This window comes from Mycobacterium sp. NGS16 (assembly GCF_059813225.1).
In genome coordinates, this window is the sequence record NZ_JCALEE010000001.1 from 118,325 (window position 1) to 136,670 (window position 18,346).

Here is an 18,346-nt window from a genome sequence, read left to right on the forward strand (position 1 = left end):
CTACGGCGGGGGCCGGCGGCTAACATGCCGCCGGCCCTCCGTCGCTACCGGACCGCCCGAGCCAAAAGTTAGAACACGTTATAGAATTTTGGCCAGCGGCTCGGTTTCACCCGCACGACACCCGAGGGGACTCTTCGAAGATGCTCAGCGCCCAGATCCGCGACGAACTCGCCGCCGAGTTGGCGCAAGCCGAGCGCAGCCGGGTCCCGATCTCGCCGTTGACCGCGGCGCACCCGGACATCGACGTGGTCGACGCCTACGAGATCCAGCTGATCAACATCCGCCAGCGGATCGCCGAGGGCGCTCGGGTGGTCGGGCACAAGGTCGGGCTGTCCAGCGAGGCGATGCAGCAGATGATGGGCGTCGACGAGCCGGATTACGGGCACCTGCTCAACGAGATGCAGGTGTTCGAGGACACCCCGGTCAAAGCGGCGAACTACCTGTACCCGCGGGTCGAGGTCGAAGTGGCGTTCATCCTGGCCGAGGATCTGCCGGGCGCAGACTGCACCGAGGAGCACGTGCTGGCCGCGACCGAGGCGTTCGCCCCGGCGATCGAGTTGATCGACAGCCGGATCACCGACTGGAAGATCAAACTCTGCGACACCATCGCCGACAACGCCTCCTCGGCCGGTTTCGTCCTCGGCAAGCAGCGGGTCAAGCCGGGCGACATCGATATCCGGGCCATTGACGCCTCGCTGACCAAGAACGGCGAAGTGGTCGCCGAGGGCCGCAGTGACGCGGTGCTGGGCAACCCGGTCACCGCGGTGGCCTGGTTGGCTCGCAAGGTGGAGAGCTTCGGGGTGCGGTTGAAGGCCGGCGACATCGTGCTGCCGGGCACCGCGACCCGGGCCATCGACGTGCACGCCGGCGACGACTGCGTCGCCGATTTCTCCGGGCTGGGTTCGGTCCGGCTGGTTTTCGAGTAGAGGAGCGCTCATGGCCGACAAAGCGTCAGTCGCGATCGTCGGGTCGGGCAATATCAGTACCGATCTGTTGTACAAGTTGTTGCGTTCGGAGTGGCTCGAGCCGCGGTGGATGATCGGTATCGATCCGGAGTCGGAGGGTTTGGCGCGGGCGCGCAGGTTGGGTTTGGAGACCTCTGCCGAGGGGGCGGATTGGTTGTTGGCCCAGGATGAGTTGCCGGACTTTGTTTTTGAGGCCACCAGCGCGTATGTGCATAAGGCGTATGCGCCTAAGTATGAGGCGGCGGGGATCCGGGCGATTGACTTGACGCCGGCGGCGGTGGGTCCGGCGGTGATCCCGCCGGCGAATCTGCATGAGCATGTGGGCGCCCCGAACGTCAACATGATCACTTGCGGGGGGCAGGCCACCATCCCGATCGTGTATGCGGTGACTCGGGCGGTGGCCGAGCAGGGCGGCACGGTGCCCTATGCCGAGATCGTGGCCAGCGTCGCCAGTGTGTCGGCGGGGCCGGGCACGCGGGCCAATATCGATGAGTTCACCAAGACCACGTCGCGGGGGGTGGAGACCATCGGTGGGGCGCAGCAGGGCAAGGCGATCATCATTTTGAATCCGGCCGATCCGCCGATGATCATGCGCGACACCATTTTCTGCCAGATCCCCGAGGATGCCGACCACGCCGCGATCACCGCGTCCATCAAGGAGGTGGTGGCTCAGGTGCAGTCTTATGTGCCGGGTTATCGGTTGCTCAACGAGCCGCAGTTCGACGCGCCGTCGCTGAACTCCGGCGGACGGGCGGTGGTCACCACCTTTGTGGAGGTCGAGGGTGCCGGCGATTACCTGCCCCCGTATGCGGGCAATCTGGACATCATGACGGCGGCGGCCACCAAGGTGGGTGAGGAGATCGCCCGTGAGATGGCGACCGCCAAGGCCGCAGGAGCGTAGGGACTATGTCTGATCACATTTTCGATGTACGGATCACCGACACCAGCTTGCGGGACGGCTCCCATCACAAGCGTCACCAGTTCAGTGCCGAGGAGGTCGCGGCGATCGTTGCGGCGATTGACGCGGCCGGGGTGCCGGTCATCGAGGTCACCCACGGTGATGGCCTCGGTGGCTCGAGCTTCAACTACGGGTTTTCCAAGACCCCGGATCAGGAGCTGATCGCGTTGGCGGCGCGGACCGCCAAGGACGCCAAGATCGCGTTTTTGATGCTGCCCGGGGTGGCGACCAAGGACGACATGAAGACCGCGCAGGGCAACGGCGGTCAGATCTGCCGGATCGCCACCCACTGCACCGAGGCTGACGTGTCCATCCAGCACTTCGGGCTGGCCCGTGAGCTCGGGCTGGAGACGGTCGGGTTTTTGATGATGGCCCACACTGTGTCCCCGGAGAAGCTGGCCGGCCAGGCCCGCATCATGGCCGACGCCGGCTGCCAGTGTGTGTATGTGGTGGATTCGGCCGGGGCGCTGGTGCTCGAAGGGGTGCGTGATCGGGTGGCTGCATTGGTCGCCGAACTCGGCGATGACGCCCAGGTGGGCTTTCATGGGCATGAGAACCTCGGGTTGGGGGTGGCCAACTCGTTGGAGGCGGTGCGCGCTGGTGCCAAGCAGATCGACGGCTCGGTGCGCCGGTTCGGCGCCGGGGCGGGCAACGCCCCGGTGGAGGCGTTGATCGGGGTGTTCGACAAGGTCGGGATCAAGACCGGCATCGACTTCTTCGACATCGCCGATGCCGCCGAGGACGTGGTACGCCCCGCCATGCCCGCCGAGTGCGTGCTGGACCGCAACGCACTGATCATGGGCTACTCCGGGGTCTACTCCAGCTTCCTCAAACACGCCGTACGCCAAGGCGAACGCTACGGCGTGCCCGCCCACGAACTGCTCCACCGCGCCGGCCAACGCAAACTCATCGGCGGCCAAGAAGACCAACTCATCGACATCGCACTAGAGATCCAACGAGAGCGGGCCGCGAAGTAAGCAGCTGTCGGGGTGGTCCGGCACGATGGGGCCGTGACCAACTCGACCACACGCGCCGACGCCCAGGCGATCCTGGAACAGCTGGCCGGACCGCAGGCGCGGCTGCGTGACGACCAGTGGACGGCAATCGAGGCGCTGGTGGTGGGGCGCCGGCGCGCACTGGTGGTGCAGCGCACCGGGTGGGGCAAATCGGCGGTGTATTTCATCGCGGCCAAGCTGCTGCGGCAGCGCGGCGATGGGCCGACGGTCATCGTGTCACCGCTGCTGGCGTTGATGCGCAACCAGGTCGCCGCCGCCGAGCGCGCCGGGGTGCACGCCGCCACCATCAACTCGTCGAACATGACCGAGTGGGCCGAGGTGCAGGCCAGGATCGGCGCCGGCGACCTCGATGTACTGCTGGTCAGTCCCGAACGGCTCAACAACCCCGATTTCCGCGACGACGTGCTGCCCGCGCTGGCGGCCCGGGCCGGGCTGGTGGTGGTCGACGAGGCCCACTGCGTCTCGGACTGGGGCCACGATTTCCGGCCGGACTACCGGCGCATCCGCACCCTGATCGCCGACCTGGGCGCGGGAGTTCCGGTGCTGGCGACCACCGCGACCGCCAACGACCGGGTGGTCGACGACGTCGCCGGCCAACTCGGCATGGGTGGCCCGAACGACCACGACACGCTGGTGCTGCGTGGCGGCCTGGACCGGGAGTCGCTGCGGCTCTCGGTGGTGCACGCCGGTGGTCCGGCGCAGCGTGCCGCCTGGATCGGCGCGCACCTGGAGAAGCTGCCCGGATCCGGGATCGTCTACACGCTCACCGTGGCCCAGGCCCACGATGTGGCCGCCGACCTGCGTGCGCAGGGGTTCGCGGTGGCCGCCTACACCGGTTCCACCGAAGCGGCCGACCGGGAACAGCTCGAGGCCGACCTATTGGCCAACCGGGTCAAAGCGCTGATCGCCACGTCGGCGCTGGGCATGGGGTTCGACAAACCCGACCTGGGATTCGTCATCCACCTGGGCGCGCCGTCCTCACCGATCGCCTACTACCAGCAGGTGGGGCGAGCGGGGCGCTCCACGGCCAGCGCGGAGGTCATCCTGCTGCCCGGCCCGGAGGATCAGGACATCTGGCGTTACTTCGCGTCGCTGGCGTTCCCGCCCGAAGTGGTGGTGCGCAAGGTGCTCGGCGAACTCTCCGGTGAACGGCCGTTGTCGACGCCGGCCCTGGAACCGCTGGTGGACTTGAATCGCTCGCGACTGGAGATGGTGCTCAAAGTCCTCGACGTCGACGGCGCGGTGCGCCGGGTCAAAGGCGGCTGGCTGGGCACCGGCAAACCGTGGCTTTACGACGAGCAGCGCTACCGCAACCTCGCAGAGCTGCGCCGCGCCGAACAGCAGGCCATGCTCGACTATCAGCGCACCGGCGAGTGCCGGATGAGCTTCCTGCGGGCCCAGCTCAACGACCCACAGCTGAGCCCCGGGGAACGCTGCGGGCGGTGCGACAACTGCGCCGGGCCGCGGTTCGACGCCGAGGTGGATGCGGCCGCCGCCGCGGCCACCCGGGAGCGGCTGATGCGTCCCGGGGTTGAGCTCACCCCGCGCCGCCAGTGGCCCTCCGGTCTGGGCAAACTCGGCGTCGATCTGTCCGGGCGGATCACCGACGGGCCGGAGCCGGGCCGGGTCATCGGCCGACTCACCGACCTGGGCTGGGGGGCCCGGCTGCGGCGGCTGCTCGACGAGCCGGATCAGCAGGTTCCCGACGAGGTGGTGCGTGCGGCGGTGGCGGTGCTGGCGGGCTGGGACTGGCAGACCAGGCCGACCGCGGTGGTGGGCCTGGATTCGGGCACCCACCCGAAGCTGATCGAGTCGCTGGTCGACCGGCTGGCCGAGCTGGGCCGGCTGACCCGGCTGGACACGCTGCGCTACGCGCCGGGCCGGCGAGCGAGTACCGCAGCGAACTCGGCCTACCGGGTCGCCGCCCTGCACGGCTGCTGGCAGCCGCCCGCCGACCTGCCGGCGGGCGTCGGCCCGGTGCTGCTCGTCGACGACGTGGCCGACACCGGCTGGACGCTGACGATGGCGGCCCGGGTGCTGCGCGCCGCGGGCGCCCCACAGGTGCTGCCCTTCGCGCTGGCCAGCGTGAACTGAGCGCGCAGGTACCGTCGAGTGATGAGCGGCATTTCTCGAGCGATCGCGGTCGGACTACTGAGCGTGGCCGGGCTACTGGCACCGGTGGCCACCGCGGCACCGTGCGATCAAACCGTCGGCGAGTCCATCGACTCCTACCTGAACCGGCACCCGGACGTCCGGGCCGAACTGGACGAGAAGGGACGCCAGGAAGACCCAGGCGCCCCGAACCCGGTGCTGGCTTATCTGGAGCGGCACCCCAACGTGCGGCAGGCGCTGATCACACTCTCCCAGCAGTGCGTGTGACAAACGGGGACCGGAACACGTAGCGGCTGGTCGGGACCGTGTCGATGTTCTGGTGCGCCCCGAACGCGCTGACACTGGCGATCATCCGGCCCACCCGGTCGGTGAGATCGGCTTCGTCGGCCGCGCCGTAGAACGCGTAGGGATCCGACACCGCCGCGTCGGGGAACAGTTCCTCGACGATGCCGTCGATCGGGGGCGCGTCGTCGGTGAGCGCGCGCACCACGACGTTCTGGGTGTAGCCGAAGGTCGCCTGCGTGTCGATCGCGACCTGGGTGTGGTCGATGTGCCAGCGGTGCAGCCAGGTCTCGTGGTCCAGGTCGGCGGGGCGGCGTAACAGCGCCACGTTGGCCAGGCCTGGCGTGCGTGCGCCGTTGCCGGCGTCTGGTGGCGGCATCGGCGTCGATTCGGTCACCAGATACGCTGCCGCCGAGTCGGACTCGGCGGCGATCAGCCCGATGGCGGCGCGGGCCTGCTTCCCGTAATACTGCTCAGTCCACAGGCTGACCACTGCGCCGGCCGGCGGGTCCAGCGTGGTCAGGGTCATCATGGCGTCGCGCACCGGCTCGTCGCGGACGTTGATCGCCAGCCCCGGTAGCCCCAGCGCCAGCAGTTCGTCGGCGACCGGCCCGCGCAACCTCTGGCACCATTCGTCGCTGGAATCCGTTGTGCGCGCGATGATCACCACTTTTTCCACGGCTGTCTCCTAATCGGTTGCGGCGCGAAACGCCTCGACGAGTTCACTCAGCAGTTCCATTGCCCGGCCGGCGTCGCGTGGCAGTGAGCAGGTGACCCGCACATCGGTGACGCCGGCAGCCACCAGCGCCGGCGCCGACGCCGCGGTGGCCGCGGTGTCCACGGAACCGTCGGCGCGTTTGACGGTTTTCGCGTGGCCCAGCACCTGTAGCCCGGTCGGATCGCCACCGAGACCGGCGATGCGATCCTTCATCGCCGCAATGGCGCCGGCCGGATCCTGGATCGCCGGACCCCACGGGATCCAGCCGGAGCCGAACCGGGCCAGCCGGCGTGCCGCCGCATCGTTGACGGTGCCACTGACCCAGATCGGAACCCCGCCGGGTTGAACGGGTTTGGGCATCTGGTGGATGTTCTCGAACGACAACTCCGGCGAGGTATAGCTGCTCCGTTGGTGGGTCCAAAGCGTCTGGCACACCTCCAGGGTGTGATCCAGCAGCCGGCCGCGCCGCTCGAAGGCCAGGCCGGCGGCCTCATACTCCTCGCGCTGCCAGCCGACACCCACACCGAGGTCGAGTCGCCCGCCGGACAGCACATCCAGTGTGGCCAACTGTTTGGCCAACACCGCCGGCCGGCGTAGCGCGGCCAGCAGCACCGCGGTGCCGAGCCGGATCCGGGTGGTGGTCGCGGCCAGCGCGGTCAACACGATCAACGGGTCCAGCCACTGGCCGTCGGGACCGGTCGGCTGTCGCCCGCCGACGATCCCGCCAAGGCGGGGGTCGGCGTAGGCGTCCGGGTTCTCGCCGAACACCACATGGTCGGAGACCACGACACGATCCACCCCGGCGACGTCCATCGCCCGCCCGAGTGCGAGTGTGCTGTCCCAGTCGTGTCCGGGATCCTCGGTGAAAGTCCGCAGCTGCATTGAGATCTGGGGTCTGGTCATGATCGCACCTGGCGGGCCGGGCGGGTCTCGATGGCGTCGATGGACAGGGTGCGCACCGCAATCCGCCAGCCCTGCTCACCGCGGCGGTAGACGTCGCTGTAGCGCAGATACCAGACGTGGTCGGTGAACTGGCCATCATGGGAGATCCAGTGGTGCGCCACACCGGTGATGGCACCGGTCGCCACATCGCCGGCGCCGGTGTAGAACTCGCCGACGATGCCGTGGTGGGTTTTGGCCACTCCGGCCAGGGCGGCCATCGCGGCGTGCACGCCGGCGTGGCCATTGTGGCGCAGGCACGGCTCCAGGTGCTCCGGCGGCTTCGGCAGGATCAGCTCCGTATCGGCGGTGAACAATTCGGCGAGCTCGTCGAACCGACGGGCGTCGACATACCCGGCATAGCGGTGCACGAGGCCGGACAGCTCCAGTTGATCGGCGACGGTCAACGTCATGACGCCGAATCTAGCGTCGGCTTGGTCCCGCCGAGTTGCGCGGTGAGCGCCTCGGCGGTCCGCAGCAGTCCGCGGGCCCACTTGCTGATCTCGGTGTCGGTCAGGGCCCGCTGGGCGTGCAGCGACACGACCATCGCCTGGCGCTGATGATGGTCGTAGACCGGCGCCGAGATCACGCTGATGTCGTGGCGCCCCCGGCCGCCGGCTTCGCCGCGCAGGTACACCCGCTCGCCGATCGCCGACACCAGTTCGCCCAATAAGGCCCGCAGCTCGTCGGGCAGCTCGCTGGACAGGCCGGCCATCAGGGCGTAGAGCCGCTGCCCGCCCGGCGTCAGCCGCTCGACCAGATAACCGTCGGCCCGGCATTCGGCGACGACGCGCGCGAGACGCTCGCTCTCAGCACGCAGCGGGATCGTGGGTTGCCGGGCCAGCCAGTCCTGCAGGGCAGCATCGTCCCAGAGCACGAACATCAGCCCCACCGGCGGCGCAAACGGATAACTCTGGCCGGCCTGTACCCCCAGATGCGCGTTGGGTGCCGCGACCAGCTCCAGCACCGTGATCCGGTCCTCGACCACCGCGCTCAATGCCGCGGACGTCGCGAAATCATGGGCGAGTCGGCGCAGTTCCTCGCGCGCCTCCGGGCCGACCCGCAGCGACTGCTGGGCGGCGCGGCCCAGGGAGATCAGGGCCGGCCCCAACCGGTAGGCCTTGTCCGCATCGTCACGGATCAGGTAGCCGGCATCGGTCAGGGTGGTGGCGATCCCCAGACAGGTCGGCTTGGACAGGCCGGTCCGGCGGGCCAGCTCGGACAGGCCGAAGCGCTGGTCGGGGTGACAGGCCAGAAAGTCCAGGACACTCACCACCCGCTCGGTCGGCGGAGACGACCGAACGGATTGTTGGGCTTCCGGCATTGCAGCATGCTACCCCGACGGTTTAACCTCGGTTCGAGATATCTACCAATGTGGTCCAATATTGAACCGCTCGACTGTCAGCGAGGTGCTACTGAGATGTCCTCGACGTACTCCGAACCCCTTTCGGCCGCGATCGCCGAGGCGGAGAAGCTGGTTGCCGCCGCTGCCCACATCGACACCGAAGCAGACCTGCTGGAAGGTCTGCAGTACCTGGCCGGCGGTGTCGAAGCGTGCGTGCATGCCGCATTCAACTCCGAACGCGATCATCCGTTCCTGCTGTCGGGCACCGGACCGTTCACCAAGATGGGCCTGGACAATCCCGACACGCTGTACTTCGGCACCGTCGTGCGGCCTGGCAACGACTATGTCGTCACCGGCCGGCGCGGGACCACGACTGACCTGAGCTTCCAGCTGCTCGGCGGCGAATACACCGATGACAACGTTCCGGCCAGCGAAGCGGCGTTCGATGACCGCGAACTCGACGTCGCCGCCGACGGCAGCTTCACCTGGCGCTTCCAGCCGAAGACGCCGGCGCAACTGGTGATCCGCGAGGTCTACAACGACTGGGACGCCCAGCGTGGCACACTCTCGATCGCCCGGGCCGACACTGAGGGCACCGCGCCGCCGCCCCTGACCCGCGAACTCATCGAGAAGCGCTATGCGGCAGCGGGAAAGCAACTGATCAACCGGGTCAAGACCTGGCTGGCGTTTCCCCAGTGGTTCTATCTCAACCTCCCGGTCAACACCATGGTGGCGCCGCGGCTCACCCCCGGCGGGCTGGCCACCCAGTACTCCTCGGCCGGGCACTACGAGTTGCAGCCCAACGAGGCACTGCTGATCACCCTGCCGGTGACCGATGCGCCCTACCTGGGCTTCCAGTTGGGCAGCCTGTGGTACATCTCGCTGGACTACATCAACCACCAGACCTCCCTGAACGGCACGCAGGCGCAAGCGGATCCGGACGGCAAGATCCGGATCGTGGTGTCTGACACCAACCCCGGCGTCACCAACTGGGTCGAGACCCTGGGTCATCGCCGCGGTTTCCTGCAGTTCCGCTGGCAGCGGGTGTCGCGACAGCTGACCGAGGCCGACGGACCGACCGTCGAACTCGTCGATGTCGACTCGGTGCCGGCGATACTGCCTTACTACGACCACAACAAGATCGCGCAAGACGGCTGGCGGGCGCGTATCGCGCAGCGCCAGCGGCAAATCGCTAACAGGATGCTGGGGTGAAGATGACGGGAATGCTCGACGGCAAAGTCGTGGTGATCAGCGGGGTGGGACCTGGGCTGGGCAGTACCCTGGCGCACCGATTCGCGGCCGACGGTGCCGACCTGGTGCTGGTGGCCCGCAGTGCGGATCGTCTCGAGGAGGTGGCTAAAGAGGTCACCGCCACCGGGCGGCGGGCACTGGCGGTGCCGGCCGACATCACCGACGACGACCAGGTCGCCAACCTGGTGCAGGTGGCGTCGGCCGAGTATGACCACATCGACGTGCTGATCAACAACGCCTTCCGGGTGCCGTCGATGAAGCCGCTGGCGCAGACCACCTTTCAGCACATTCGAGACGCCATCGAGCTCAGTGGGCTCGGCGCACTGCGCCTGACCCAGGCGTTCACGCCGGCTCTGGCCGAGGCCCACGGCTCGATTGTCAACCTGAACTCGATGGTGATCCGGCACTCGCAGCCCAAGTACGGCGCCTACAAGATGGCCAAGGCCGCGTTGCTGGCGATGTCGCAGTCGTTGGCCTCCGAACTCGGGGAGCAGGGCATCCGGGTCAACTCCGTTGCGCCCGGCTATATCTGGGGCGAGACATTGCAGAGCTACTTCGCCCACCAGGCCGGCAAGTACGGCACCACCGTGGAGCAGATCTACGCCGCCACCGCCGCGAACTCCGACCTGAAGCGCCTGCCCACCGAGGACGAGGTGGCCTCGGCGGTGCTGTTCCTGGCCAGCGATCTGGCCAGCGGCATCAGCGGCCAGGTCCTCGACGTCAACTGCGGGGAGTACCACAACTGATGACAGCACGCACCGATGTCGGCACCGTCGAAGATCTACACGCCTCGGCCACCAAGATGGTCGGCCTCGACGACTTCGGACCCGACGACGACAACTACCGCGAAGCTCTCGGCGTGCTGCTGGACTCCTACCGCAACGAGGCCGACCTCACCGAGCTGGGTAGCAAGATGAACCGGTTCTTCCTGCGCGGGGCGCTGGTGGCCCGGCTGCTGTCGCAGGCCGGGTGGAAGCAGCATCCCGAATACGCCGACGTCGCCATCGAGCGGCCGATTTTCGTCACTGGGCTGCCCCGCACCGGCACCACCGCGCTGCACCGGCTGCTGGGCGCCGACCCGGCCCATCAGGGCCTGGAGATGTGGCTGGCCGAGTTCCCGCAGCCCCGGCCGCCACGCGAGACCTGGGAGACCAATCCGGTCTTCGCCCAGATGCAGGCTCAGTTCGCCCGGCACCACGAAGAAAACCCCGATTACACCGGGCTGCACTTCATGACCGCCGATGGTCTGGAGGAGTGCTGGCAGTTGCTGCGCCAGTCGCTGCACTCGGTGTCCTATGAGACCCTGGCGCACCTGCCGAGCTATTCGCGCTGGCTTTCCGAGCAGGATTGGACGCCGTCGTATCAGCGGCACCGCCGCAACCTGCAACTGATCGGGCTCAACGACCCGGACAAGCGGTGGGTGCTCAAGAATCCCAGCCACCTGTTCGCCCTGGACGCGATCATGGCCGTCTACCCCGATGCGCTCATCGTGCAGTGCCACCGGCCGGTTGAGACCATCCTGGCGTCGATGTGCTCACTGGCCCAGCACACCACCGAAGGCCAGTCGAACACCTTTGTCGGCGCGCAGATCGGCGCCGACGAGATGGAGACCTGGGCTCGCGGGTTGGAGCTGTTCAACAGCCAACGCCGCCAATACGATCAGGCCCAGTTCTGCGATATCGACTACCACGAGTTCGTCGCCGATCCGGTGGCCACCGCGGCCGGCATCTACGAACGCTTCGGGCTGCCGCTCTCGGATGCCGCACGTCAGGCGATGGCCGACGACTACGCCGCGAGCAAGACCGGACCGCGCGCGCCCAAACACCATTACTCGCTGGAGGATTACGGCCTGACCACCGAGCAGGTCCGGGAGCGCTTCGCCGGGTTGTGAGCCGGTGCGCTCAGTCGCCGTCGCCGGGGGGCGGGGCGCTGGAAGTCTCCTCCAGGTGCCCCTCGGCGACGGCGTGCCGAATACTCTTCGTCAGGTTCGGGCAGCCGCGAGCGCGGCTGCTCGGGTTGCCGGCTTCGCGTTCGGCGGCGAAGTACGCGCACTGCTGCAACGAAGCCGAGTTCCACTGCACCGAGGTGTATCCGGGTCCCAGCTTCTTCACCTCGACGGTGGCGCGGCAGTGCCGGCATTCCACCGGAACCAGACCGGAATGCAGATAGCGGTCCGAGTCCCGTTGGGTCGCAGCACGTATCGCTTCATAGCGCGCCGGATCAACCGGGAACAGCGGTTGCCGCGCGTACCGGGTGTCAGGACCGGGATCGCCGGCACCGGGCTCGTCGTCGTGGTCGTCATGCGGGCCGTAGAGCATCAGCATGGACCGAGCCAGGTCTTCAACGCCCGGGACGCCGCGTTCCTCCGGGGCCATGGCGGTGTTACTCGGCCTTGACGGTGTCGGCGTCTGCCTCGGCCTGTTCCCGCAGGTTCTCGGCGACCTCGGCGTTCCACTTCTCGTTGGCCACCGTCGCGTCGATCTCGATCTCGAAGCGGTCGGTCATCTCCGGGGTGACGTCGGCGACGTCGACGTAGAACTGCGAGTACCAACGGCGCAGCTGGTAGACCGCACCGTCCTCCTCGACCAGCAGCGGGTTCTCGATCCGGCTCTTGTGCGTCCAGATCTCGACGTCCTGCAGGAAGCCCTTGCTGACGCCTTCGGTCATCACCTCGGCGAGCTTCTCGGTGGTCTCGTCGTCCAGGCCCTTGGGCTTCTGCACGATCACACCCCACATCAGCTTGAACTGGTCGTGGCTGATCGGGTAGTGGCAGTTGATCAGGATCGACTCGGACTTGAAACCGCTGTAGCTGTTGTGCAGCCAATTGATCATGAACGACGGCCCGAAGTAGGACGCCTCCGAATCCAGCTCGGCACCGGCATAGCTGGTGCCCAGCCCGGGAACGTCGGGACGCCCGACGTTGTGCAGGTACTGCGAGGCGATGTGGCCTTCGAATACGTTCTTGAACGACGTCGGCAGGCCGTAGTGGATGTAGAAGAAGTGCGCGAAGTCGGTGACGTTGTCGATGATGTCGCGGCAGTTCGAATCGATCACCATGGAATTCCAGCGCCAGTCGGTCCACTCTCCGCTGGACCACTCCGGGATCTCCGGGATCCGCACCTCGTCCGGCGGCGGGTTGCCCTCCGGGTCGTGCCACATGAACAGCAAACCGCCGCGCACGTCGGTCGGGAACGAGCGGGTGCGGGCCACCCGCGGCGTCCGCTTGGAGTAGGGGACCAGCTTGCAGCGGCCGTCGCCGCCCCAACGCCAGTCGTGGAACGGGCAGGCGACCTCGTCGCCCTTGATGGTGCCGCGACTCAGGTCACCGCCCATGTGGCGGCAGTAGGCGTCCAAGACGTGCAGGTCACCCTGCGAGTCGGCGAACACCACCAGCTTGGCGCCGAACGCGTGGATGGCGTGCGGTTTGCCGTCCCGGAAGTCCTTCACCGGGCCAAGGCAGTGCCAGCCCCTGGCGTAACGATCCGGCAGTGTCCCCGTGTCGATTTCGCGGACGCCGACCTCGGCGTTGTCAGTGCTCACCTGTTGCCTCCAACCCGTTGCTTCTAACTAGAACACGTTACAGTTTTTCTCCGGGGTTTCGCAATAAAGCCTGCTGGTTCGGGGTCTTTCGGCCCTGAGGTATATCTGAACAATGCAGCTCTTCTCCTTCAACGGGCGTTCTCCGCGGATCGACCCCACCGCGTTCGTCGCACCGACCGCCACCTTGATCGGCGACGTCACCATCGAGGCCGGCGCCTCAGTGTGGTTCGGTGCCGTGCTGCGCGGCGACGATGCCCCCATTGTGGTGCGGGAGGGTGCCAACGTGCAGGACGGCTCGGTGTTGCACGTGCCGCCCGGTGTTCCGGTGGACATCGGCCCCGGTGCGACCGTGGCGCACATGTGCCTGATCCACGGGGCGCACGTGGGCGCCGAGGCGCTGATCGGCAACCACGCCACGGTGCTCGACGGTGCGGTCATCGGCAGCCGCAGTCTGATCGCGGCCGGTGCCACGGTGCTCGCCGGTACCAAGATCCCGGACGGGGTCCTGGTGACCGGTGCGCCCGCCGTCGTCAAGGGCCCGCTCGCCGGAACCGGCGCCGAGATGTGGATCAACGCGAACCCGAAGTACTACCAGGACCTGGCGCAGCGCTACCGCGACGGGCTGGAGCCGATCTAGATCTTGCGGGCGGTCTTGGCGGCCCGCTCCAGTTCCCAGTAGGCGCGCAGTGCGACGAGCTCACCCTGCTCGTTGGCCCGGTAGGTGAACACTCCCTCGGTGACGATCTGGTGGTCTCCCATGGTGATCGTGATGTTTCCGGTGTTGGCTTCCTCGTTGCCGCACTGGAAGGTGTCGACGAAGTTGAACTCGATCTTGTCGGTTGGGGCGATCGCCTTGTCCCAGAACGCCGAGATCGCGTCGCGGCCGCGGTGGCCCTTGCCGTCCGGGTCGAACGGCGACGGGCCGATCGGGTCCTCGACGATGGCGTCGTCGGCGAATACCGACAGCCAGGCCTCCTTGTCGCGGGCCGCCACCGCGTCGCGGGAGCGTTGGCCTGCGATGTGGGCGGGGTGATCAGTATTCATTACTTCTCCTGCCAGCCGGAGTGGATGTAGGTGTCGGCGAAACGTTTCAGCGAATCCTGCTTGGCGGCCAGCGGCGCGTCGAAGCCCAATCCGTCGAGCATCCAGGGGATCACAATGTTGTCGGTGACGCCGGTTGCGGCCAACTCACGGTGCCCGTCCACGCCGAACTTGTCGATACAGACCGCCTGGTACTCGAACGGCACGTCGGCGCGGTCGTGTTCGGCCAGCAGCGCCTGGAGCTTGCCGATGGTCTCGGCCAGCTGCGCGCCGGTCATCATCGCCGACGTCCAGCCGTCGCCGATCCGGGCCGCACGCTTGAGTGCGACGTCGGTGTGCCCGCCCACGTAGAACGGCACCGGCGCGCTGGGCGCCGGGCTCATCTGCAACCGGTCGAAGTCGTAGAACTCGCCGTGGAATTCGACCATCCCACCGGCCAGCACGAGTTTGATGACGTCGATCATCTCGTCGACCCGGGCGCCGCGGCGAGCGTACGGAACCCCGCACCACTCGAATTCCTCCGGCGCCCAGCCGATTCCGACACCCAGACCGAACCGGTTCCCGGTCAGGTTGGCCACCGAGCCGACCTGACGGGCCAGCAGCAGCGGATTGCGCGACCCCAGCTTGAGCACGTTGGTGTAGAACCGCAGCGTCGAGGTGACCGCTCCCATCGCGGCGGCGGCGATCAGTGGATCCACCCACGGGGTGTCGGCGTTCCACATCCGCGAGCCGTCCGGGGTGTAGGGGTAGTCCGCGGCAGCCTTCTCCATGAAGAACAGCGAGTCGGGCAGTGCGATCGCGTCGAAACCCACCTCCTCGGCGCATTGCGCCAGCGCGACCAGTTCCTCGACTGGCCCCATCGCCACGCTGAGGGTGTATTTCATCATGCGGAAGGTGTGCCGGGCTTCTCGCTGCCGACCACCCACATCGAGTAGTACTGCGAGCCGCCGCCATAGGCGTGCCCCAACGCCTTGCGGGCGTTCGGAACCTGGTGGTCACCGGCCTTGCCCATCACCTGGATCGCCGATTCGGCGAACCGGATCATCCCTGAGGCGCCGATCGGGTTGGAGGACAGCACCCCGCCGGAGGGGTTCACCGGCAGCCGCCCGCCGATCGCGGTCTCACCGGCCTGGGTGAGCTTCCAGCCCTCGCCGACCGGTGCAAAACCCAAGTTCTCCAGCCACATAGGCTCGAACCAGGAGAACGGCACGTAGATCTCCGCCGCGTCGATCTCGTCGATCGGGCTGGTGATCCCGGCGTCGCGCCACAGTGCGGCCGCAGCGTCGCGGCCGGCCTGCGGATTGACCTGGTCGCGACCGGCGTAAGCCAGCGGTTCGGTGCGCAACGCGGTGGCGTGAATCCAGGCCACCGGCTCACCGGCATTGATGCGCGCGTCCGCTGCGTCTTCAGAGCCGATCACGACCGCGCATGCGCCGTCCGAGGACGGGCAGGTCTCGTCGAAACGGATCGGGTCCCACAGCATCTGGGACGCCATCACCTTCTCGACGGTGATGTCGGGTTGGTGCAGGTGCGCGAGCGGGTTGCGGGCACCGTTGAGCCGGTCTTTGACCGCGACCATTGCGCCGATGTCGGTCGGCGCGCCGGAACGACGGATGTAGGCGCGCACGTGCGGGGCGAAGTAGCCGCCGGCGCCGGCACCCACCGGCTTGGTGAACGGCACCGGAATGCTCAACGCCCACATGGCATTGGACTCCGACTGCTTCTCCCACGCCATCGCGAGCACGCGCCGGTACTTGCCGGACTTCACCAGGCTGGCCGCCACGACCGCGGTCGACCCGCCCACCGAACCGGCGGTGTGCACCCGGATCAGCGGCTTGCCGGTGGCGCCCACGGCGTCGGCCATGAACAGCTCCGGCATCATGACGCCTTCGAAGAAGTCCGGCGCCTTGCCGACCACAACCGCGTCGATGTCGTCGAACGTCGAGCCCGAGTCGGTCAGCGCGCGGTCGATGGCCTCACGCACCAGGCCGTTCATCGAGACGTCCTGGCGTTTGGCGACGTACTTGGTCTGCCCAGTGCCCAGCACCGCAGCCAGTTGACCCATCAGTTGCGTCCTTCCATCACGGCGACCAGATTCTGCTGCAGCGCAGGCCCGCTGGTGGCGTGCGCCAGCACCCGGCCCGCCGAGCCATTGAAGATGTGCTGGGCGGCGAAACCGATCCGCTCCAGCCCGGCGACGAACATCGGATTGGCCGCCAGCGCGCCACCCGACGGATTCACCTTCGCGCGCGACGGCAGCCGCATCGACTCGGTCAGGATCAAGTGCTGGTGGGTGAACGGTGCATGGATCTCGGCGACGTCGACCGCGGGAATGTCGTCGCCGCTCGCCGCGCGCGCCGACGCGGTGGTCGACGGTGAACGGGTCAGGTCCCGGCTGCCGAGCACCGGCGACTCGATGCGGTGCTCGAAACCGGTGATCCAGGCCGGGTTTTCGCACAGTTCGCGGGCCTTGTCGCCGGCGGCCAGGACGATCGCGGCGGCGCCGTCGGTGATCGGCGCGATGTCGTGCCGGCGCAGCGGGTCGGCGAAGAACGGTCGGTCCAGCAGTTCATCGAGACTGGTGGCCGACTCCACCGAATCGACCCGGTCGGCGACCGCGAACGAATCCAGTGCCACCCGCGCCATCTGCTCGGCGGTCCACTGGCCGCCGTCGAGCCCGAGCCGGGCCTGCAGCCCGGCGATCGACACCGAGTCCGGCCACAGCGGCGCGACGCTGTAAGGATCGGTCTGCAGCGCCAGGACCCGGCGCAGCTGCCCGGCCGAGGACTTCCCGAATCCGTAGGCCAGCGCGGTGTCGACCTCCCCGGTGAGGATCTTGATGTAGGCCTCGTACAGCGCCCAGGCGCCGTCCATCTCCACGTGCGACTCGTTGATCGGCGGAACCGCGCCGATCGAGTCGATCGCCGAGATGAACGAGAAAGCCCGCCCGGCAAGGTAATCCGACGAACCGGAACACCAGAAGCCGATGTCGGCCCGTTCGATGCCCAGATCACGGTAGAGCTGTGCGAAACACGGCATCAGCATTTCGACGCCGTTGGTGGTGCCGTCGGTGCGGCGGACGTGCGGGGCGTGGGCAAAGCCCACCACCGCGACATCGCGAGTGCTCATCTGGCGGGTTCCCCTTACAGGTGGTGCTTGTAGGTGTCGTAGTCGGCGTCCGGCTCGCCGGTAGGCCGGAAGTATTCGATGTTGTCGATGCCCAGGCCCCACTCCTCGCGGGGCTTCCACACCGCCTCAACGCGCATGCCCATCCGCACCTCGTGGGCGTCGATGTCGGACACCAGGTGCAGGAACGGGATGTCGGCGCCGTCGAGCAGCACGTAGGCCGCCACATACGGCGGCTTGATGCGCTGCCCGGCGAACGGGATGTTGATGATGGCGAACGTGGTCACCGTGCCCTTGTCGGGCAGCTCGACGAAGTTGTCCAATGGCAGGCCGGTGGCCGGATCGGCTTCTTTGGGCGGGAAGTACAGCTTGCCCTCGGTGCCGGTGCGCGCTCCGAGCAGCTTGCCGTCCTGCAGGGCGCGCAGATATGCGCTCTCCGGGAGCGAGGCGGTGTGCTGGATCTCGAGGCTGGACGGGATCACCACCATGGTCACCGGGTCCCGGTCGTCGGTGGTCTGCGTTACCGGCTCGGCGTCCTCACCGATCTCGAAGTAGGCGATGTCGGTGATCGCTCCGACGGGCTCGTCGGCCCAGTGCACGTGCACCCGGGTGCCGGTCGTGATCGCTTTGGGGCTGTCCGCCGCCACTGCGTGCAGCAACGGCACGTCGGCGCCGTCGAGCTTGATCAGCGCCCAGGCGAACGGCGTGTCCAGCGGCTGGCCCTGCAGTGGGGCCGGCTGCCAGGTCCACGACACCACCGTGCCGACACTGGCCACCGGTACGATCTCGGTGAGCTGTTCGTAGCTGACCGGGTCGTATTCGACGGGCGGCACGTACACCCGACCGTCGGAACCTCGGACGCCGACGATGCGGCGCTCACGCAGAGCGGTGAAGAATGCGCCGAGGGTAGGGCCGACTGAACGTGTGTAGTCGAAGGACAACTTCAGCGGCGCAGAAAGGGGTGGCTCGTGCTCATCGATCTGCGCGCGGTTGCTTTGGCTGGCAGTCACGGCATCGAGTAGAACAGGTTCTAACAATGGTGGCAAGCATGCG

General features: G+C 67.6%; 20 protein-coding genes. 9 read left to right on the plus strand and 11 right to left on the minus strand.

Annotation, left to right across the window (positions count from 1 at the left end):
- Positions 1–140 precede the first annotated feature (140 nt).
- The 5 genes from AC5Y4Q_RS00545 to AC5Y4Q_RS00565 are packed head-to-tail and all read left to right on the plus strand — an operon-like array spanning position 141 to position 5,318.
- Positions 141–926: a 2-keto-4-pentenoate hydratase gene (locus AC5Y4Q_RS00545; protein WP_064922074.1), complete on the plus strand. Its 786-nt coding sequence runs from the start codon at positions 141–143 to the stop codon at positions 924–926.
- Between the two features lie 10 nt (positions 927–936).
- Positions 937–1,866: an acetaldehyde dehydrogenase (acetylating) gene (locus AC5Y4Q_RS00550; RefSeq protein WP_499957527.1), complete on the plus strand. Its 930-nt coding sequence runs from the start codon at positions 937–939 to the stop codon at positions 1,864–1,866.
- Positions 1,867–1,871: 5 nt separating this feature from the next.
- On the plus strand, positions 1,872–2,900 hold the full coding sequence (dmpG, locus tag AC5Y4Q_RS00555; protein ID WP_499957529.1) for a 4-hydroxy-2-oxovalerate aldolase: 1,029 nt from the start codon (positions 1,872–1,874) through the stop codon (positions 2,898–2,900).
- A gap of 33 nt (positions 2,901–2,933) precedes the next feature.
- Positions 2,934–5,033: a RecQ family ATP-dependent DNA helicase gene (locus AC5Y4Q_RS00560; RefSeq protein ID WP_499957531.1), complete on the plus strand. Its 2,100-nt coding sequence runs from the start codon at positions 2,934–2,936 to the stop codon at positions 5,031–5,033.
- A 21-nt stretch (positions 5,034–5,054) separates the two neighbouring features.
- Complete coding sequence (locus tag AC5Y4Q_RS00565; RefSeq protein ID WP_499957533.1) at positions 5,055–5,318, plus strand: hypothetical protein; 264 nt, start codon at positions 5,055–5,057, stop codon at positions 5,316–5,318.
- On the opposite strand, the gene AC5Y4Q_RS00570 is transcribed toward AC5Y4Q_RS00565, so the two are convergent.
- Genes AC5Y4Q_RS00570 through AC5Y4Q_RS00585 form a run of 4 tightly spaced genes read right to left on the minus strand, consistent with a single transcriptional unit; the run spans position 5,293 to position 8,314 of the window.
- Positions 5,293–6,012 (minus strand): EthD domain-containing protein, encoded by a 720-nt coding sequence (locus AC5Y4Q_RS00570; RefSeq protein ID WP_064922070.1) that lies wholly within the window; start codon positions 6,010–6,012, stop codon positions 5,293–5,295. The two genes, AC5Y4Q_RS00565 and AC5Y4Q_RS00570, sit on opposite strands and share 26 nt — an antisense overlap.
- 9 nt (positions 6,013–6,021) lie before the next feature.
- Positions 6,022–6,954, minus strand: coding sequence for a TIGR03619 family F420-dependent LLM class oxidoreductase (locus tag AC5Y4Q_RS00575; protein ID WP_499957535.1), 933 nt, complete (start codon positions 6,952–6,954; stop codon positions 6,022–6,024).
- The gene (locus AC5Y4Q_RS00580; protein WP_064922068.1) at positions 6,951–7,403 is read right to left on the minus strand and encodes a nuclear transport factor 2 family protein; all 453 of its coding nucleotides are present in this window, start codon (positions 7,401–7,403) and stop codon (positions 6,951–6,953) included. The genes AC5Y4Q_RS00575 and AC5Y4Q_RS00580 overlap by 4 nt, the downstream gene beginning before the upstream one ends.
- Positions 7,400–8,314 (minus strand): IclR family transcriptional regulator, encoded by a 915-nt coding sequence (locus AC5Y4Q_RS00585; RefSeq protein ID WP_064922067.1) that lies wholly within the window; start codon positions 8,312–8,314, stop codon positions 7,400–7,402. The genes AC5Y4Q_RS00580 and AC5Y4Q_RS00585 overlap by 4 nt, the downstream gene beginning before the upstream one ends.
- A gap of 96 nt (positions 8,315–8,410) precedes the next feature.
- Between AC5Y4Q_RS00585 and AC5Y4Q_RS00590 the strand changes: the two genes are divergently transcribed.
- From AC5Y4Q_RS00590 to AC5Y4Q_RS00600, 3 genes are read left to right on the plus strand one after another with little or no spacing between them, the layout of a single operon-like run.
- The gene (locus tag AC5Y4Q_RS00590) at positions 8,411–9,547 is read left to right on the plus strand and encodes a hypothetical protein (RefSeq protein WP_064922066.1); all 1,137 of its coding nucleotides are present in this window, start codon (positions 8,411–8,413) and stop codon (positions 9,545–9,547) included.
- Positions 9,548–9,549: 2 nt separating this feature from the next.
- Positions 9,550–10,332: an SDR family oxidoreductase gene (locus tag AC5Y4Q_RS00595; protein ID WP_125224814.1), complete on the plus strand. Its 783-nt coding sequence runs from the start codon at positions 9,550–9,552 to the stop codon at positions 10,330–10,332.
- Complete coding sequence (locus tag AC5Y4Q_RS00600; RefSeq protein WP_064921947.1) at positions 10,332–11,477, plus strand: sulfotransferase family protein; 1,146 nt, start codon at positions 10,332–10,334, stop codon at positions 11,475–11,477. Before AC5Y4Q_RS00595 ends, AC5Y4Q_RS00600 begins: the two co-directional genes overlap by 1 nt.
- 10 nt (positions 11,478–11,487) lie before the next feature.
- Here AC5Y4Q_RS00600 and AC5Y4Q_RS00605 read toward each other — a convergent pair whose 3' ends face one another.
- Together AC5Y4Q_RS00605 and AC5Y4Q_RS00610 are read right to left on the minus strand one after the other, a co-directional pair.
- Positions 11,488–11,961, minus strand: a complete 474-nt coding sequence (locus AC5Y4Q_RS00605; RefSeq protein ID WP_064921946.1) for a hypothetical protein — start codon at positions 11,959–11,961, stop codon at positions 11,488–11,490.
- A 7-nt stretch (positions 11,962–11,968) separates the two neighbouring features.
- Positions 11,969–13,126 (minus strand): 3-ketosteroid-9-alpha-monooxygenase, oxygenase component, encoded by a 1,158-nt coding sequence (locus AC5Y4Q_RS00610; protein WP_064921945.1) that lies wholly within the window; start codon positions 13,124–13,126, stop codon positions 11,969–11,971.
- 112 nt (positions 13,127–13,238) lie between these two features.
- Between AC5Y4Q_RS00610 and AC5Y4Q_RS00615 the strand changes: the two genes are divergently transcribed.
- A complete protein-coding gene (locus AC5Y4Q_RS00615; RefSeq protein WP_064921944.1) occupies positions 13,239–13,763 on the plus strand; it encodes a gamma carbonic anhydrase family protein in 525 nt (174 codons plus the stop codon).
- Here AC5Y4Q_RS00615 and AC5Y4Q_RS00620 read toward each other — a convergent pair.
- Genes AC5Y4Q_RS00620 through AC5Y4Q_RS00640 form a run of 5 tightly spaced genes read right to left on the minus strand, consistent with a single transcriptional unit; the run spans position 13,760 to position 18,303 of the window.
- Positions 13,760–14,170 carry a nuclear transport factor 2 family protein gene (locus AC5Y4Q_RS00620; RefSeq protein WP_064921943.1) on the minus strand — a complete coding sequence of 137 codons (411 nt, stop codon included), beginning with the start codon at positions 14,168–14,170 and terminating at the stop codon, positions 13,760–13,762. The genes AC5Y4Q_RS00615 and AC5Y4Q_RS00620 overlap by 4 nt on opposite strands.
- A complete protein-coding gene (locus AC5Y4Q_RS00625) occupies positions 14,170–15,051 on the minus strand; it encodes a TIGR03619 family F420-dependent LLM class oxidoreductase (protein WP_064921942.1) in 882 nt (293 codons plus the stop codon). Before AC5Y4Q_RS00625 ends, AC5Y4Q_RS00620 begins: the two co-directional genes overlap by 1 nt.
- On the minus strand, positions 15,051–16,235 hold the full coding sequence (locus AC5Y4Q_RS00630; protein ID WP_499958276.1) for a thiolase family protein: 1,185 nt from the start codon (positions 16,233–16,235) through the stop codon (positions 15,051–15,053). Before AC5Y4Q_RS00630 ends, AC5Y4Q_RS00625 begins: the two co-directional genes overlap by 1 nt.
- A complete protein-coding gene (locus tag AC5Y4Q_RS00635) occupies positions 16,232–17,296 on the minus strand; it encodes a thiolase family protein (protein ID WP_064921940.1) in 1,065 nt (354 codons plus the stop codon). The genes AC5Y4Q_RS00630 and AC5Y4Q_RS00635 overlap by 4 nt, the downstream gene beginning before the upstream one ends.
- Positions 17,297–17,310: 14 nt before the next feature.
- Positions 17,311–18,303, minus strand: coding sequence for a Zn-ribbon domain-containing OB-fold protein (locus AC5Y4Q_RS00640; RefSeq protein WP_064921939.1), 993 nt, complete (start codon positions 18,301–18,303; stop codon positions 17,311–17,313).
- Between the last annotated feature and the right edge of the window lie 43 nt (positions 18,304–18,346).